The sequence below is a fragment of the Alteromonas sp. 38 genome (assembly GCF_902506055.1).
Taxonomy (GTDB): domain Bacteria; phylum Pseudomonadota; class Gammaproteobacteria; order Enterobacterales; family Alteromonadaceae; genus Alteromonas; species Alteromonas lipotrueae.
In genome coordinates, this window is the sequence record NZ_LR733300.1 from 4,471,087 (window position 1) to 4,488,635 (window position 17,549).

Consider the following 17,549-nt stretch of genomic DNA (forward strand, 5'->3'; position numbering starts at 1 on the left):
AATCTAGAATCTAAGACTTACCTTTTAAAAGAAAAATATGATTTAAGCGGCGTAAGATGGCGCTGCGATGATGCCAACACCTGTCCAAATTGGATGAAGTACGCCGGTTTGTGTCGTAATAAATAAGCACGCTTTTTTTGCGCTATATCATTTCTTTTTGTTTCCTCATTGCGCGGCACCTTCATTAATTAGAACACAAATTCACTATTCTCAAACCAGTCACTTATGATATGTTATATTATAACAAAATAAACCTTAATCATTGTAGGTGAATTAGGATGAACAACGCTAAACTTCCCGTTACCGTGCTGTCTGGTTTTTTAGGCGCAGGAAAAACGACAGTGCTCAGTCATATTCTTAATAATCGCGAAGGCAAACGTGTAGCCGTTATTGTCAATGACATGAGCGAAGTGAACATAGATGCTTCCATCGTTAAAAACGATGTTTCACTGAACCACAGTGAAGAAAAGCTGGTTGAAATGAGTAACGGCTGCATTTGTTGTACTTTGCGCGAAGACTTGCTTTTAGAGGTTAATCGGTTAGCGAAAACGGGCAACTTTGACTATTTGCTCATTGAGTCCACGGGTATATCAGAACCCCTTCCTGTGGCAGAAACCTTCACCTTTGCCGATGAAAACGGTGTGTCGTTATCAGATATTGCTACATTAGATACCATGGTTACTGTGGTTGATGCGGTCAACTTCAGTAAAGACTACGAAGAAGCCAAATATTTACAGGAAACCGGTGAGTCTCTTGGCGAAGAAGACGAGCGGTGTGTGGCCGATTTGCTTGTTGACCAAGTTGAATTTGCCGACGTTATCCTAATCAGTAAGACAGACTTGGTTAATGAAACTCATTTGGCGAACTTAACCGCCATATTGAAAAGTTTAAATACCACAGCAAAAATTATTCCTATAAATAGAGGCAGTATCGATATTGATGAAGTGTTAGGCACTCAATTGTTCGATTTCGAAAAAGCGCAACTTGCACCAGGGTGGCTTAAGGAAATGCGCGGTGAGCACACGCCAGAAACCGAAGAATATGGCATCAGTAGCTTCAGCTATCATGCGCGCCGTCCTTTCCACCCGCAAAAATTTTATAACTTTTTGCATACCACCGAAAACTACGGAAAGTTACTGCGATCTAAAGGTTACTTTTGGTTAGCCTCGCGGCCTGAATGTGCGGGTCAATGGAGCCAAGCCGGTGGTATTGCCCATTATGGTTATGGTGGTATGTTTTGGAAAGCTCTTCCTAAGTCTGAATGGCCTGAAGATGAAGAGTATCTAGCTTCAATTGAAAAGCAGTGGATGGAACCTTTTGGCGACATGCGCCAAGAGCTGGTATTTATTGGGCAAAACCTAGATGAAGCCACAATCACTAAAATCCTTGATTCTTGCTTACTAGACGATGAAAGCCTGATAAAGGGGGTGGATTATTGGCGAACCCTGCCGGATCCATTTCCTCGTTGGGAGGGTTTATAATGACGCTAGCTGCTAGCCCCTTAACCGAAAGCGCCCCTACTGCTGGTAGCATTAAAAAGTCGAGTACGTCGATAGAGCCTATTGTGCTTATGTGACAAGTGGTTGTCTTAGTAGCAATACGCTAAGCCAACTGACTAAAAACACATACCGTTTGCGCTATTAAGCTAGCTCAGGAACACTGCATTTGTATTGTTTGTAGATATCAAACTCTCTAGCTGGCACTGGCTTTTGGAACAAATACCCCTGCCCATATTGGCACTTTAGCTTCTGTAGCATTGCGTAACACATATCAGTTTCAATGCCTTCGGCTACCACCTCCATATCCAGTTCGTGTCCCATGGCGATAATGGTGCTGGCAATGGTGTTATTTGCAGGCATAAAGCTTTTGTCTATTTTTAACACGTCAAAAGGTAAACTCTTGAGATAGCTTAGGCACGAATAGCCCGTACCAAAGTCATCGAGTAACAATCGCACACCAAGCTCAGATAACCTGTACAGCGACGCAACGCAGGCTTGTTCTTCCATAATGGCAATATTCTCTGTTACCTCAATATGTATACACTCTGCTGGCAACGATAAGCTAGCCAGAATATCTTCGAGCCTTTGCGCGAAATGCTGATCTTTAAGCTGATGTGAAGACACATTTATTGCCATGGCATGATGCGTAGCACCTGCATCATGCCACGCTTTACATTGTTCACAGGCTTGTTGTAATACCCAATTGCCAATATCAATAATTTGTCCAGAATGCTCGGCAATAGGAATAAACTCATCGGGACCAATGGCTTCGTTATCTGGGTTTGTCCATCTTAGTAGTGCTTCACTTCCTACTGTAACGCCATCGACAAGCCTAATTATGGGTTGGTAAACCAAGCTAAACTCATTGTTTGCAATGGCATAATGAAGCTGATTAACCAGTTTTAGTTTGCGGTTTTGTTTGATGGCCGATAATTTATCAAATGCTTGATATTGGTTTTTGCCCGCCTCTTTAGCTTGATACATTGCGGTGTCAGCGTGCTTTAGCAGCAGTGAAGAGTTAGCACCGTTTTGTGGGTAACAGGCCACGCCTATACTGGCGGTGATATAACAGTCGTTATTCGCAAGCTTCATCGGTTTACTGATGGCGTCTAATATTCTATGGGCAATAAAATCAATCGTTTCAATTGATTCGAAGCAATCCGTTACTGCCACAAATTCATCTCCGCCGAAGCGAACCACCACATCGGTAGCACGAATTGCTTTAGAAATTCGCTGCGCCATAGTGACCAGAAGCTTATCGCCTAACGCGTGACCTAAGCTATCGTTTATGTCTTTAAAGCGGTCGAGATCAATAAACATCACCGCGAAGGGCAAGTTACTACGCTCCGACATATTAATGGCTTTGTCTACAGTATGTTCAAGCAAGTTTCTATTCGGCAAGCCCGTTAATGTATCGGTATGGGCCAACGCTTTATTACGCTTTTCGCTTTGGGCTAGGGCATCCATCGCCTCTTCCCTGCTGGTTAAACCAGCAGATACAACGCGGGAAATAAATACAGCGAAAAGCAGCACAACTACAGATGATAGAATGATGATTGTTAAAATAAAATTGGCTACAAACTTAACGGTTTTTTCTACCGGTAGCTCAAAGTCGGTAGAATTCGTTCTAAAGTCATTCAGCGATTTTACTATCTGCTGTTGCAAGACATCACGACTAATATCACCATTTTCATACTGGTCTAATGCCAACAGCGAATCGTTAGCACTTTCAATATCGCGCTGACAAATTTCAATGACTGACTCGGTACCTATGAAGTTCATCAGTAGACGTTCTGAATTGCCTATCATAGATAAACATCGAATAGGCTGCTGACGAATATTAATAATAGTATTGCGAATATCGCCTAACTTAACAGGGTGGCTTTCGGAAAAAAGCTCAGCAGGGGCTGAAATTAGCGCGTTCAGTTCAGAGGTATATTTAAAGTGCCGCACATTTAGCTGATGGAAAAAGCTACTTTGGTTAAGTTTGAAAAAACACCAGAGTAGGATTAGAGCAAAAACAAAAAACGTTAACGTTAAAACAGGTAACGCCTTCCTTATGCCACTGTTCTTCACATCCATTGTTCAAATTGCTCTTTTAATATGAACTCACTTTTGAGCAAGTTATTTTTAATATGTAAGTACGCTATCGGCGAACGATTATTTTTAGAAATACACTGTTGAATTTATAGCAGGTAATCGCACTTAAGCAAACGTACAGTAAGTTTTAAAATTTTTGCCATGATGCATATATTCAATTTTAGGTACGTAGTGCATGCAAACAAAGACTAGTACCTATATTTACCTTTCCTTTTTAACCAAAAAAAGCGCTGAAGATTAACTCAGCGCTTTTCGTGAAAGTGAACGGGTGCACTAGATTTTTATGCGGTTAAATTTACGTTACCGCTTGGAAAATATGGGCAAAATACGCTCGGCAACTAACTGCTGTGTAACATCTTCTCGCTCGTGGGCAGTCACCACCACAACAAGGTCAAAATCTTTTACCAATAAAATATACATCCCCCCGCCACCCTGCGCTGAAAAAGCATGGTGTTTACTGCCATCTAGCGCTAAGTCTGTTCCCCAAAAGAAGTAGCCGTAACCTTGATTTGATACTAGCTCTCCACCGCCATAAATATCGTCGTCTCCGGTTAGTATCTGCCTACTTGTGGCACGCTCCAAATAGGCTTTCGGTACAAGCCGCTCCCCCTTCCATTTACCGTTATTGTCGACCAAAAGCCCCACTTTAAGCATATCTCGGGCAGTCACGCTTACCTTCCATCCTGACTCAGGCAAACCACTAGGTGCCAAGCGCCAATCGTAATTCGTAATACCTAACTTACCAAACAACTCAGTGCGAATGAACGCCTCTGCAGAACCAGGCACCACAGCTTCAATTACCTGCATGACCAACCGAGGACCTGTACCGTATTTGAAAACTAGTGTTTCTTTAGTGATAGGCGCACTGTCTTCTAATACAGCTTGTATTTCACCTTGGCCTTTAATACGGTCAAGATCCGCAGATATCGCATCCCACCCCTCTTTCGAAATATCAATACCTGTGGCCATTGTTAATGCGTGGTGCAGCGTGATGGTTTCTGCGCCCTCCACTAGCTTGGTACTATCAATATCGTTGAGAAAACTAATTATCGGTTTGTCTAAATCGTCCATCGATAGATATCCCATTTGAATCGCTCGGCCCAGCGCTAATGAGGTATAACTTTTTGTGGCCGATGATTGAGGGTGTGGTAAATCTACTCTTCCTCGTTTGTAGTAAGACTCAAACAACAAGGTGCCACCTTTAGCAATTAACATACTGTCGTATTTTCCGTACTCACCAGTTGCCATCTCTTTAGCGAGTTTTATTATTGCCTCTTCATCGCTAGTTTGATCTTCACCTGCGAGGCTGAATTGGCCAACGGCGATACCATCATTTAAATTAACGGGCGATGTATCTATGTAAGGGGAATCTAACTCAGGTATATCCAAAAACCGCTTTTCTATTTCTGGCATGCGCCAATGCTTAATTTGAGCTTCTTCGGCACTCGCTTTAGGCGGTACCTTACTTCTTTCCCCAGCCCACACCGAAGGCACATGGGCAATACCCAAGCAGCATGCAATTGTAAGTAAGGCGGTTGCTTTTATTGTCGTGGTCATACTTTTTCCTTGTTATTTTTGTCGCCGAGTCAGCGGCACGTATTCGCTGTCAGCCACCACGCTATCGAAATGAACGAGATATACATGAAAAAAGCCTGATTTTTCGCTGATTTCTGCGTGTTCTTGAAACACCTTATTCTTATCAATGATTTATAGTGGTACGGTAATATAGATTAATCAGGCGCTAACCAGCCTGTCACTTATATCTTTATGGGCTAAAGGGTGTATGACCAAACAATACTGGATTGGCGGCTTTTTCGTTGACGAGGCAAGAAACCAAATAACGCATAATGCGCATACCCAAACATTGCCACCTAAAGCCCTCACCGTTTTAACCTACCTTGCTAAGCGCCAAGGCGAAGTTGTAAGTCAAGAAGAGCTGCTGAATCAGGTATGGAAAGACACAGTGGTATCGCCCAACACCCTACAGCGTTGTATTGCGCAGTTAAGAAAAGCCTTAGGCGATGATGGTAAGGCACAGGGGCTAATTAAAACCCATGCTAAAAAGGGCTACAGTTTAGAGGCTGCTATTCTCTGGGAAGATCAGCAAAAAGGGAATGTTGGTGACAATGATGCATTGGATAAAAGCCCTACCCACCTTTACGCGATGCCCGAAGACAATAAAACAATAAAGGCGGGATTTAATAAAAAGCAGATCTTCACTTTAAGTCTATTTATTGCGCTGGTTATTACGCTGCTGATTAGTATCACTCGTATGCTATGGCCTTCCTCTGTACCTACTCCCTCGCCAGCTAACGCGATGCGAATTATCGATATTCGTTTACTAACATCAACCGATAACCGAGAGCTAGCGAGTACCTATTCGCCCGACGGAAAATTCATCGTATTTCAGCGTTTCCCCGAAGTTATGTGCAAGAGTCATTTATGGGCAAAAAACATCGAGACCCAACAAGAGTACCAACTGACACGCGAGCTAGGTACTTACGGCAACCTCGCATTTTCTGAAGATGGCGCTTCACTCACCGTTGTAAAACAGAACAACTGCTCAGCGCCCGCCCAGCAGAAAAAGTGCTTCCTATTACAACAAGTCGATTTTGAGCAAGCATTGCTATCGCCACAAACACCGACCACCTTAATGGAGTGTAAGCATACTGAAATTAAAAGCCCTACTTGGATGAGTGCAAATGACATTGCGCTTTTGCAGAAGGACCAGGGGCGCTGGAAACTCATTCGCTATTCCGTGAGCGCCGACAAAAGCACATTACTTTATGAGGTTAATAACGGCAGCGTAGTGTCTTACGACTTCTCAAAAAGCCACAACTTGATTGCCCTTACCGCCGTACACGAAAGTGGTGTACTTCATGTTGAAAAACTTGCGCCAGAGGGAACGTTACTGTCCAGCAATCCGATTAATTTTAACGGTGTGATCCCGCAGTATGGCGCAATTTACCCGAACTTTTCACCCATAGACGGGCACTTAATATTTAGCACAGGTAAGCAACTTTTCACGGTATCGTTCGATGGTGATATTAGCCCCATAAGCATGCCGCTTACCGACGCCATAGGCACGCCTTTGTTTCACCCCAACGGTAAAAAAATGCTTGCCATTAAAGGGCATTACGACAGCGATATTGTTTCTGTGCCGCTATCACAATTTTCTCACTCAGCGCATGTACCTCAAATAGTTGCGCAGCAACCTGATGTGTTACCCCCTGTTAATTATGAGACCGTGGTGCGCTCTATGCAGGAAGAAAATAGGGCAAAGTACCAACCCGATGGAAACCTTATTGCTTACTTTTCTGAGGGCGATGGCACGTCTCAGGTATGGACTACCACCATACCGCAAGGCGCTGCCGGTTCACAGAATGACTTCCCCCACAGTGCAGCTGACAGTAATTACACAAAACAGCGCAGCCAGTTTCCTACCAATACCTATGTGCGAAATATACTATGGGCCGCAGACGGCCAAAGCTTACTGGTGAATGCATCATCCCAGCTAACTCGCCTTTACTTAAATAGCGAAGAAGAAGCCATTTCACTTAATTACCCCGTGAGAAGTTTATTTCACTGGGACAGCCAAAATAAAACGGCAGTGGCCAACATACTTTATAAAGGTGTAAATACCTTGGTAGAGCTGAACCTCACCAACAGCGAATTTCGTGTTTTAACCCATCACGATGTCACGTGGGCAGCAAAAACGGTGACCGGTGAACTGATTTATAAAGACAATGCGGACAAGTTGTGGATATCCGGTGCGATTGAAAACGAACTCATACCCGAACTAACAACTCAAGGTAGCCATCAAAATTTCATTGTTAAAAACGATGTTGTTTACGGCATTAATGACCACTATCAGCTGTGGAAATACATGTTAGAAAACGGCACGGTCGAATTACTTGGACAATTACCCGAAACCGTAGATTACATTACCGATGTAAACGACAATGCCATACTAATAACACTTAGAGTGGCAGCAAGAAAAGACGTGGTAGAGTTATCAATAGAGTAAGTGGGTGGGTTAGTAATTAACTCGCTTTATTTTGCGTATAAACAAGAAACCCTCCGAAATGGAGGGTTTCTTTTATATCTAGGTGCTTAAACAAGCACCCTTCAAGCAATTAAGCTTGGGTGGCTTACATCATGCCGCCCATTCCGCCCATGCCGCCCATATCAGGCATTGCAGGCGCTGCTTCGTCTTGAGGTATATCTGCAATCATGGCTTCAGTTGTGATCATAAGTGAAGCGATTGATGCTGCGAACTGTAGTGCAGAGCGCGTTACTTTAGTTGGGTCAAGAATACCCATCTCTAGCATGTCGCCGTACGTGTCGTTACCCGCATTGTAACCGTAGTTACCGTCGCCATTTTTCACTTCGTTAACGACAACAGATGCTTCTGCACCGGCGTTGCTAGCGATTTGACGTAGAGGCGCTTCCATTGCACGTAGTGCAAGCTTAATACCTACTGTTTGGTCTTCGTTTTCGCCAGTTAGGCTAGCAAGCTTAGCTGCTGCGCGAACTAGAGCAACACCACCACCAGGTACTACGCCTTCTTCAACCGCGGCGCGAGTTGCATGAAGTGCATCTTCAACGCGGTCTTTCTTCTCTTTCATTTCTACTTCGGTAGCTGCACCAACTTTAATTACTGCAACACCGCCAGAAAGCTTAGCTAAACGCTCTTGAAGCTTTTCTTTGTCGTAGTCTGAAGAAGAGTCTTCAATTTGACCTTTAATTTGAGCACAACGGCCTTCAATCGCTTCTTCGTCGCCGTTACCATCAACAATAGTAGTATTGTCTTTGTTGATAACAACGCGCTTAGCAGTACCAAGGTCTTCTAGCTCAACTTTTTCAAGGTCTAGACCAATCTCTTCTGAGATAACCGTACCACCAGTAAGAATAGCGATGTCTTGTAGCATTGCTTTACGACGGTCGCCAAAGCCAGGTGCTTTAACAGCAGCTACTTTAACAATACCGCGCATGTTGTTTACTACTAGTGTAGCTAAGGCTTCGCCTTCAACATCTTCAGCAATAATCATCAGTGGCTTACCCGCTTTTGCTACGCCTTCAAGGGTAGGAAGCAACTCACGGATGTTAGAAATTTTCTTATCAACCAATAGGATGAAAGGGCTGTCTAGTTCAACAGTGCCGTTCTCTTGGTTGTTAATGAAGTAAGGAGATAGATAACCGCGGTCGAACTGCATACCTTCAACAACGTCAAGTTCGTTTTGAAGTGCTTGACCTTCTTCAACGGTAATTACGCCTTCTTTACCTACTTTTTCCATTGCTTGAGCAATGATGTCGCCCACTTCTGAATCAGAGTTTGCAGAGATAGTACCAACCTGAGCAATTGACTTGCTGTCGGCACAATCAGTAGATAGTGCTTTAAGCTCTTCAACCGCAGCAATAACTGCTTTGTCGATACCGCGCTTAAGATCCATTGGGTTCATGCCTGCAGCAACAGACTTGTGACCTTCAGTTACGATAGCTTGTGCAAGCACGGTAGCAGTAGTAGTACCGTCACCCGCTTCGTCATTCGCTTTAGACGCAACTTCTTTCACCATCTGTGCGCCCATGTTCTCAAACTTGTCTTCAAGTTCGATTTCTTTCGCTACAGATACACCATCTTTAGTGATGGTAGGAGCGCCGAAAGACTTATCTAGCACTACGTTACGGCCTTTAGGACCTAGTGTAACTTTTACTGCGTTTGCTAGCGTATTAACGCCTTTAAGCATTTTTGTACGAGCGTCGTTACCAAAACGTACTTCTTTAGCTGCCATGATTAAATTCCTCTCTTAATTCGTTTAACGTTAGTTGTCATTACTCAACAATCGCAAGAATGTCGCTTTCGCTTAGGATCAGAACTTCTTCACCATCCAGCTTTTCAGTTTTAACGCCGTAGCCTTCGCTAAAAATAACGGTGTCGCCAACTTTAACGTCTAGCGCTTTAACATCGCCATTTTCTAGGATGCGGCCGTTACCTACAGCGATAATCTCGCCACGTGTAGATTTTTCTGCTGCTGAACCAGTCAGAACGATACCGCCTGCAGATTTGCTTTCTTGCTCTGCGCGTTTAAGGATTACGCGGTCGTGTAAAGGACGAATTGCCATTTTCAAGTCTCCTGAAAATTTCACTATTCAAGTTAATGATTGTCGACACACAATTATTTGCATGTCGTATGCTTGGGTTGCTCGTTACCGAGCAGTTAAAATCGTGTCTGCGAGGATAAATGGGGGAGTAGCCATGTAAGTTCAAGGGTTTTTGAGCAAAAAAATGTAAAAAAAGTGATTTTAATGCTCAAAGCCTGCACTTAAGGCCAAAAGCACACACTACTTCAGGCGTCTATCTGTATCATTTTGGGTTTTGTCTGAAAATTCACCTTCAAACACATCGCCATTATCTGAGCTGCCCGACTGACCAGACTGTTGCTGATTGAATGGGTTTTCAAACGGGTTGTACTGGCCGCCGCCAGTTTGTTGGTTAAACCCGCCCGCTTGGGTCACTACCCGTAGTTTCATGTGTTTACTTAGCTGCGAAGCAATAAGGTGGCGTGAGCCTGGCAAGGCAAACATAAAGCCAAGAACGTCAGTGATTAGGCCTGGGGTAACCAATAAAATACCTGCAACTACCAGCATTAGGCCTTCTACCATCTCTTTGCCTGGCAGTTCATTACGCTGCATTTTAGCCTGTGCGGTTTGTAATGTTGCTATACCTTCGCGCTTAACAAAATAAGCACCAATGAATGCCGTTAATATCACTAGCCCAATAGTATTCCAGCCACCAATTATGCCGCCCACTTGAACTAATAGGGCAATCTCTACTATGGGTAATATGGCAAACAATAAAAATAAAAACCGCACAACATTTCCTCTTTCATCTAGTCATAGAATAGTATTGGGGTAAACACCATAATAACAAGCGAAGGTGCAACGCTTTGGGTTAAGTGGCAAACTCAAGCGACCGACGGTAGCTGTGTTAAACTGGGTTTGTGAAAGAATAGCGTATGCACCTCGGTCTTACTTTTTTATAGGCCAATAGCTTTAGGATAAAGAAAGTCGTTATATGAAGTACATCACCCGTTTGTTTTCTTTTGTCGCATTTTGTCTATTTGTAGCATCGCTTGCGCTGCCTGGCTATACGCAAACTAATGCGCAAACTTCGACTCAATCCTCAGATCAGCCATCAAGTCAGATCATGGGTGGGTTCGACGATGTGTTCAGCAACCAAGAAGAATTCCTAAAAGTAGACCAAGCCTTTGTATTCGACTTCAATCAGACAGACGACACCTTAAGCCTTTCCTTTACCATCGCAGATGGCTATTACCTTTATAAAAAGCAATTCAAGTTAGTGGCAAAGCACGCCGCCATTGGTGAACCTCATTATCCTAAAGGCGTTATCATTGAAGATGAATACTTTGGCGAATCGGAAGTATTTTATGATGAAGTCACGTTAACTGTTCCTATTACTCAAGCCACCAACGACGGTATAGTAAAAATACGCTACCAAGGCTGCGCCGATGCGGGCCTTTGTTACGCACCGAATATTAAAACCGTCTATTTGAATGCCCTTGCCAGCGCCATGAACAGCGGAGCCTCAAAGAACGGCACTGACACCGCGTCGACAGATGAACAGAGTCTCTCGCAAACCAACCCGAGTAGCTCGCAAGCGTCTCAATATTCTCTGGCCGATAAGCTCATCAACAAAGAAAACCTAGCCCTTACCTTGGTGCTATTCTTTGCATTAGGGATAGGCCTTGCCTTTACCCCCTGCGTGTTCCCTATGTACCCCATTGTGTCGGGTATTGTGATTGGTCAAGGTAAACAGGCCAAAGCCAGCCACGCATTTTGGTTAACGTTCATTTATGTACAAGGCATGGCCATTACCTATTCGATATTAGGGTTAATAGTGGCGTCGGCGGGTATGCAGTTTCAGGCGGCACTTCAACATCCGCTCATTCTGGGTATTTTTATTGGTATTTTTGTTTTGCTGGCCTTAGCCATGTTTGGCAGATACGAGCTTCAACTTCCTGCGAAATGGCAAACCCGCTTAACCAATTTAAGTAATAACCAAACGCCTGGCAGCATGGCGGGGGTATTCGCCATGGGAGCATTGTCGGGGCTAATCGCCTCACCGTGTACTACGGCGCCGTTAACCGGCATTTTATTGTTTATTGCACAAAGCGGCGACTTAACCCTTGGTTTTGTTTCCCTATATATATTGAGCATTGGCATGGGCGTTCCCCTTATAATATTTGGGATCACCGGTTCTAAATTGCTACCTAAAGCGGGTCAGTGGATGAACGTGGTAAAAGTATCGTTTGGGTTTATGATGCTGTCGGTGGCCATTGTTTTTGTAGAGCGTTTATGGCCAAAAGCATGGCCTAGCGATTACATTAACCTGCTGTGGGCAACCCTTGGTTTAGGGGCATTTGGCTATTATTTTGTAGTAAACGAAGCGAGTAAAAAAGGCATTGCGAAATACGTGCGAACGTTAGTTATTGCGGCAGGCTTGTTCGCCAGTGCGCTGCTAGCGTATAACACTCTGACTTCATCTGAAGACACTGCCACGCAGCATAGTCAGCTTGCTCACCCAACGTTTATCGTTGTTAAAAACTTAGATGATTTACGCCAACAAATTGCGGCGGCTAATTCACAAGGCAAAACGGTGATGGTGGATTTGTACGCCGATTGGTGTGTGGCTTGTAAAGAGTTTGAAAAATACACCTTCTCTGATCCTAATGTCATTAATGCGCTTAATAATACCGTGTGGATGCAGATAGATTTAACCGATACCTCTGCCACCAACACAGCTTTTCAAGAGGAGTTTTCTATTCTTGGGCTGCCGACCATTTTGTTTTTCGATGAAAGCGGTAATGAGCTAACGCAGTCTCGGGTAACCGGATTTATGAAAGCGCCGGCCTTTGCTGAACATGTTGAGAATACGTTTTAACGTTATGATGGGTGAGTGACTACACTTCACCGTAATGCAAGGGTGAGCTATGCCCCTAATGTCTCAGTTTTCACTCACACTATTTTTTGTTTTTACCTTGTGTGTGCCACTAAAAACGCTATTGGCGCAAGAGGTCGTAAACCAAAACCTGTCTACCCAAGCGCCCAGTTGCTACGATGCTAATCGATTTTGTATCAGTATTTTAGCGCCAACGAATGGGAAGTATGAAGTCTATGCTCAGCGAAAAGTACCACTTCCCCTTGTGCTTACGCTATCAGCCAGTGGGCTTACGTCTACTTTACCACCCAGTGGGCTTCCTCCCAAGTCAACATCCAACGTATTTTTAAACGATGACACTCCCGTTTTAATGGGGGTAATAAAAAGCCCTCGACGGTTTTGGCATTCAATGAAAGTAAGCTGGACCTCAGGAAAGCTGAACGCGGTGCATAATGACAACGTGACTTATTTGCCGCCGCTACGCCCCGCAGGTAACTACCCCATAGTGCAAGGCTTTGGTGGGGGCTATAGCCATACAGGTGCCTCTCGCTATGCTTTAGATTTTGCTGCCCCCGTGGGTACACCCGTGCTCGCGGCTCGCGATGGTGTGGTCATCGATACGAAAGATGATGGCCAATTAGGCGGCGCTTCCAAACAGTTTGCTAAGCACGCAAATTTTGTTGCAATTTTGCACGACGATGGCACCACAGGCGAATATTATCATTTGAAATATAAGGGTGTGGTGGTAACACGAGAGCAAAAGGTAATAGCCGGAGAGCTCATTGGTTATTCTGGTAATACAGGGTTTTCATCACTGCCCCATTTGCACTTCGCCGTATACAGGGCGAAGTACGAAGGAAGGTACATGTCGGTGCCTTTTACGCTAAAAAATGAACCCGAATGAACTCCACTATTTACATAATCAGCACATAAACATCACATAAGAACTACATAAGCACTTCCTTATGCACCGCCACACACCTGTGATAACGCATAGACTGGAAAGAGAACTTTGCGTCGAAAACACCTGATTAGACCAGTATTTTGCTGCGAAATCTTTCACTATCTCTATAATCAACGTTTAAATGAATAAACGACCGGATTAATTGTCTTTTTTTCGTGCAACTGTCATGAAAGTTTGCTGAAATAGCAAATACACTGACTTTTTCCCGAAGATAGCAGCAACTTTAATGAATATTTTGTTACTGAACGGCCCTAACTTAAATATGTTAGGACAACGTGAACCCGATAAGTATGGCACACAAACGTTACAGGACATCGTTGATGATCTGAGCGCGCAGGCACAATCGTCTGATGCCACCCTTACCCATTTTCAGTCGAACGCAGAACATGCCCTTATCGACCGTATTCATCAATCCATGGGTAATATCGACGCAATCATTATTAATCCCGCTGCTTTCACTCATACCAGCGTTGCACTTCGCGACGCCTTATTGAGTGTCAATATCCCGTTTATTGAAGTTCACCTGTCGAATGTTCATGCCCGTGAATCATTTCGACATCACTCATATTTCTCAGATGTTGCGGCAGGCGTCATTGTTGGCCTTGGTGCCATAGGTTATTCACTAGCACTGACCGCCGCCATCAATTTACCGCAATCAAAAAAATTAACGTAGAGACTGAACATGGATATTAGAAAAATCAAAAAACTCATCGAATTAGTGGAAGAGTCTGGCATTGCCGAACTTGAGATCACTGAAGGCGAAGAGTCTGTTCGAATTCATCGCGGCCCAACTGGTGTTCAAGCGCCAATGAACTATAGCTTTGCTGCACCGGCTCATGCGGCACCAGCTCCGGCTCCAGCAGCGCCTGTTGCGGCGGCTGAACCTGCGCAAGCAGCGGCACCTGCAGCGCCAGAAGGCCATGTGGTTAAGTCTCCGATGGTAGGAACCTTCTATCGCGCATCTTCACCTACAGCAAAACCGTTTGCTGAAGTGGGTCAAACGGTAAATGCTGGCGACACACTTTGTATTATTGAAGCAATGAAGATGATGAACCAAATTGAATCAGACAAATCTGGTGTGGTTAAAGCAATACTGGTAGATAACCAAGACCCAGTAGAGTTTGATCAACCCATGTTCATCATTGAATAAGCAGGCTTCGTACTATGCTAGATAAAGTACTCATTGCAAACCGTGGTGAAATTGCCCTTCGTATTTTGCGTGCCTGTAAAGAACTTGGCATCAAAACCGTTGCGGTACACTCCACGGCAGACAAAAACTTAAAGCACGTGTTGCTGGCAGACGAGTCGATTTGTATCGGTAAAGCCTCAGCGACCGAAAGCTACTTGAATATTCCTCGCATTATTGCGGCGGCAGAAGTCACAAACTCTATTGCTATTCACCCAGGGTACGGCTTTTTAGCAGAAAACGCTGACTTTGCTGAAGCAGTTGAAAAAAGTGGCTTTATCTTCATTGGCCCAACGGCAGACACCATTAACCTGATGGGTGATAAAGTGTCAGCAATTAGTGCTATGAAGAAAGCTGGCGTTCCATGTGTACCTGGCTCAGATGGCCCGCTTACTGGCGACAATGATAAGAATAAAACCATTGCTAAACGCATTGGCTATCCAATTATTGTTAAAGCAGCTGGCGGCGGCGGTGGTCGTGGTATGCGTGTGGTTCGCAGTGAAGCGGAACTCATTAGTGCTATTGAAACTACGCAAGCTGAAGCGGGCGCGGCTTTTGGTAACGCCACCGTGTACATGGAGAAATTCTTAGAAAATCCACGTCACGTGGAAATTCAAATTTTAGCCGATGGCCAAGGCAATGCTATTCACTTAGGCGAGCGTGACTGTTCTATGCAGCGCCGCCACCAAAAAGTGGTAGAAGAAGCACCTGCACCAGGTATTTCTGAGCAAATGCGTAACAAGATTGGCGATCGTTGTCGTCGTGCTTGTGTCGAAATTGGTTATCGCGGCGCTGGTACGTTCGAGTTCTTATACGAAAACGGTGAGTTCTATTTCATTGAAATGAATACCCGTATTCAGGTTGAACACCCAGTATCTGAAATGATTACCGGCGTTGACTTAATCAAAGAGCAACTTCGCATAGCAGCTGGTCAGCCTCTGTCTATCGACCAATCGCAAATTCAAATTCGTGGCCATGCTATTGAATGTCGAATTAACGCAGAAGATCCTAAAACCTTTATCCCAAGCCCGGGTACGATTGATATTTTCCATTCACCTGGTGGCTTAGGTATTCGTTGGGAATCTCACATTTATGCTGGCTACACGGTGCCGCCTTTCTACGACTCCATGATTGGTAAGTTAATTACCTTCGGTGAAAGTCGTGACGAAGCCATTGCCAGAATGCGCCATGCATTAGATGAGTTAGTTATTGAAGGAATAAAAACTAACATTCCTTTACAGCGCGCTATTATGGCTGATGAAAACTTCTTTGCTGGTGGAACAAATATTCACTACCTTGAGAAGAAATTAGGCATAGCCTAACAGCATAAAAATTTGGTGCCGTGTTTTGCACGGCACTGATTTTATCTCCCCTGTTTTACTTCTGTTACATCCCTTCTTTTTCTACAACATATTTCCAAGCTACTTAAATTATTCGCTACTATCTGTACCGTTTTGCGATGCGGTTTACTGCCCATGCTTAAGCGATTAAAAGTTCACATAGTTCATTCAGTTTTTGCGATTAAAACAATCAAGTTTTAAGGTTTTTCAAATGAACGAGGCGGGCATATACTTAACTCAGTTTCCTAGCCCTCCCTGCTATTGAAACTTTAGTTGTGTTTTATGTGTTTACCCTCATTGGAGTCCACCTCCAGTTTTTAGCCGGTGTCTTTCACCGGCTTTTTTTTCAGTTTTTTCCATCACAAATAGTTACCCTAGTCGCACTTTTTTTCGTATAAGCTGGTTAGGCTTAATTAACTTATTGATGAATTGGACTCGACTGAAATGAAAAGGGTAGATAACGCAGCTGTATTTGTTGTTCTCTTATTTTCCGTATGCGCCAATGCCTTTGCCGAGCGCTTAAGCTTTTCACAGAAGCTTGACATGCAATTTCGTTTTGACGAACGCTCAGACCGAGATCATAGAAATCAGTATAGAGTGCGATATTACCCTTCTGTTTCCCTGTCTTCTGACGATGCGTGGTCATTAAATAGCTTTGTGGTTACCGGAGAATCTTTTGCATCAAGCCATAATACCTTTGGTAGTGATACGTCAGATTACCTTTACGCTAGGCGTTTATATTTACGCTATGAATTTTCTGATGGAAAAATGGAGGCGGGGATCATCCCCACTTATAAGGGCCGAGTTTCTTCGTCAGGGCTATCTAAAGATGGCTGGATTAAAGGCATTCGCAGTGTTTATGCCTTGCAAGAGGACAGTGAAATAGAACTGGTTATTGGCGAACTTGACGATACCAACGCCAACAGCGCGTTTGATAGCTTCCACCAACTCAATTATGTTGAATTAGAATACTCGGCAAAAATGGGGCAAACACATAGCTACGAAGTGAGTATCGAGCGTATGACTGACAACAACTTTATTCGGGGTGAATATCGCTTTCAATACACGCCATCCCAAACGTTGTTCGTTGAAACTATTCAGCAGCTGTCATCTTCAAGCTCAAAGTTTGTTATTGGCTTGAGCGGAAAAACGAGCGTGGGAAATTACCCTTTGTCTTATTTTTCTCACTATTCTTATGTAAGTGAAGGCTTTGGCCCTAGGGCTGAGCTGACTGAAGATTTTTTGGGTACCGGGCACGGTGCTTCAGCTGAATTAAGCGGTGATATTACCCTTGTTGATGATACTGAGTGGTTTATTCGTGCCGATGTGGTAGACAGCGTTAGTAGGCTGCTTGCAGGTATAAAGGTGTCATTTCAACAATAAAAAAGGCCCATCAAAATGATGGGCCAAACAGCAAGAACGCGTACGCACTTTGACAGTGCACCCTTTAATACGTTGGTTCCCCACGCGAAAGTTCAGCGATGAATAGTTACGTTTATTT

General features: G+C 44.0%; 13 protein-coding genes. 8 read left to right on the plus strand and 5 right to left on the minus strand.

Annotated elements, in window-relative coordinates; all coding sequences use genetic code 11:
* The first annotated feature begins 278 nt into the window (after nucleotides 1-278).
* Entirely contained in the window at nucleotides 279-1,481 is a 1,203-nt protein-coding gene (gene zigA / locus FLAVO9R_RS19295; RefSeq protein ID WP_159533986.1) for a zinc metallochaperone GTPase ZigA, read from the plus strand.
* 159 nt (nucleotides 1,482-1,640) lie between these two features.
* Here the strand turns inward: zigA and FLAVO9R_RS19300 are convergent, their stop codons facing one another.
* Nucleotides 1,641-3,452 carry a putative bifunctional diguanylate cyclase/phosphodiesterase gene (locus FLAVO9R_RS19300; RefSeq protein ID WP_159533988.1) on the minus strand — a complete coding sequence of 604 codons (1,812 nt, stop codon included), beginning with the start codon at nucleotides 3,450-3,452 and terminating at the stop codon, nucleotides 1,641-1,643.
* Between the two features lie 447 nt (nucleotides 3,453-3,899).
* Nucleotides 3,900-5,156 carry a serine hydrolase domain-containing protein gene (locus FLAVO9R_RS19305; RefSeq protein ID WP_159533990.1) on the minus strand — a complete coding sequence of 419 codons (1,257 nt, stop codon included), beginning with the start codon at nucleotides 5,154-5,156 and terminating at the stop codon, nucleotides 3,900-3,902.
* A gap of 226 nt (nucleotides 5,157-5,382) precedes the next feature.
* Between FLAVO9R_RS19305 and FLAVO9R_RS19310 the strand changes: the two genes are divergently transcribed.
* Nucleotides 5,383-7,626, plus strand: coding sequence for a winged helix-turn-helix domain-containing protein (locus FLAVO9R_RS19310; protein WP_159533992.1), 2,244 nt, complete (start codon nucleotides 5,383-5,385; stop codon nucleotides 7,624-7,626).
* A gap of 124 nt (nucleotides 7,627-7,750) precedes the next feature.
* On the opposite strand, the gene groL is transcribed toward FLAVO9R_RS19310, so the two are convergent.
* The 3 genes from groL to FLAVO9R_RS19325 form a co-directional block, all read right to left on the minus strand.
* The gene (groL, locus tag FLAVO9R_RS19315; RefSeq protein WP_159533993.1) at nucleotides 7,751-9,391 is read right to left on the minus strand and encodes a chaperonin GroEL; all 1,641 of its coding nucleotides are present in this window, start codon (nucleotides 9,389-9,391) and stop codon (nucleotides 7,751-7,753) included.
* 40 nt (nucleotides 9,392-9,431) lie between these two features.
* Nucleotides 9,432-9,722: a co-chaperone GroES gene (locus tag FLAVO9R_RS19320; protein WP_013786601.1), complete on the minus strand. Its 291-nt coding sequence runs from the start codon at nucleotides 9,720-9,722 to the stop codon at nucleotides 9,432-9,434.
* Nucleotides 9,723-9,941: 219 nt separating this feature from the next.
* A complete protein-coding gene (locus FLAVO9R_RS19325) occupies nucleotides 9,942-10,472 on the minus strand; it encodes an FxsA family protein (protein ID WP_159533995.1) in 531 nt (176 codons plus the stop codon).
* A 334-nt stretch (nucleotides 10,473-10,806) separates the two neighbouring features.
* Between FLAVO9R_RS19325 and FLAVO9R_RS19330 the strand changes: the two genes are divergently transcribed.
* From FLAVO9R_RS19330 to FLAVO9R_RS19355, 6 genes are all read left to right on the plus strand, one after another.
* Nucleotides 10,807-12,561 (plus strand): protein-disulfide reductase DsbD, encoded by a 1,755-nt coding sequence (locus tag FLAVO9R_RS19330; RefSeq protein WP_232370737.1) that lies wholly within the window; start codon nucleotides 10,807-10,809, stop codon nucleotides 12,559-12,561.
* A gap of 49 nt (nucleotides 12,562-12,610) precedes the next feature.
* Nucleotides 12,611-13,462 (plus strand): M23 family metallopeptidase, encoded by an 852-nt coding sequence (locus FLAVO9R_RS19335; protein ID WP_232370707.1) that lies wholly within the window; start codon nucleotides 12,611-12,613, stop codon nucleotides 13,460-13,462.
* 286 nt (nucleotides 13,463-13,748) lie between these two features.
* Entirely contained in the window at nucleotides 13,749-14,195 is a 447-nt protein-coding gene (gene aroQ / locus FLAVO9R_RS19340; protein WP_159534001.1) for a type II 3-dehydroquinate dehydratase, read from the plus strand.
* A gap of 9 nt (nucleotides 14,196-14,204) precedes the next feature.
* Nucleotides 14,205-14,672 (plus strand): acetyl-CoA carboxylase biotin carboxyl carrier protein, encoded by a 468-nt coding sequence (accB, locus tag FLAVO9R_RS19345; protein ID WP_126872091.1) that lies wholly within the window; start codon nucleotides 14,205-14,207, stop codon nucleotides 14,670-14,672.
* Between the two features lie 14 nt (nucleotides 14,673-14,686).
* Nucleotides 14,687-16,030, plus strand: a complete 1,344-nt coding sequence (gene accC, locus FLAVO9R_RS19350) for an acetyl-CoA carboxylase biotin carboxylase subunit (RefSeq protein ID WP_129740410.1) — start codon at nucleotides 14,687-14,689, stop codon at nucleotides 16,028-16,030.
* A gap of 462 nt (nucleotides 16,031-16,492) precedes the next feature.
* Nucleotides 16,493-17,431 (plus strand): hypothetical protein, encoded by a 939-nt coding sequence (locus FLAVO9R_RS19355; protein ID WP_159534003.1) that lies wholly within the window; start codon nucleotides 16,493-16,495, stop codon nucleotides 17,429-17,431.
* Nucleotides 17,432-17,549 lie beyond the last annotated feature (118 nt).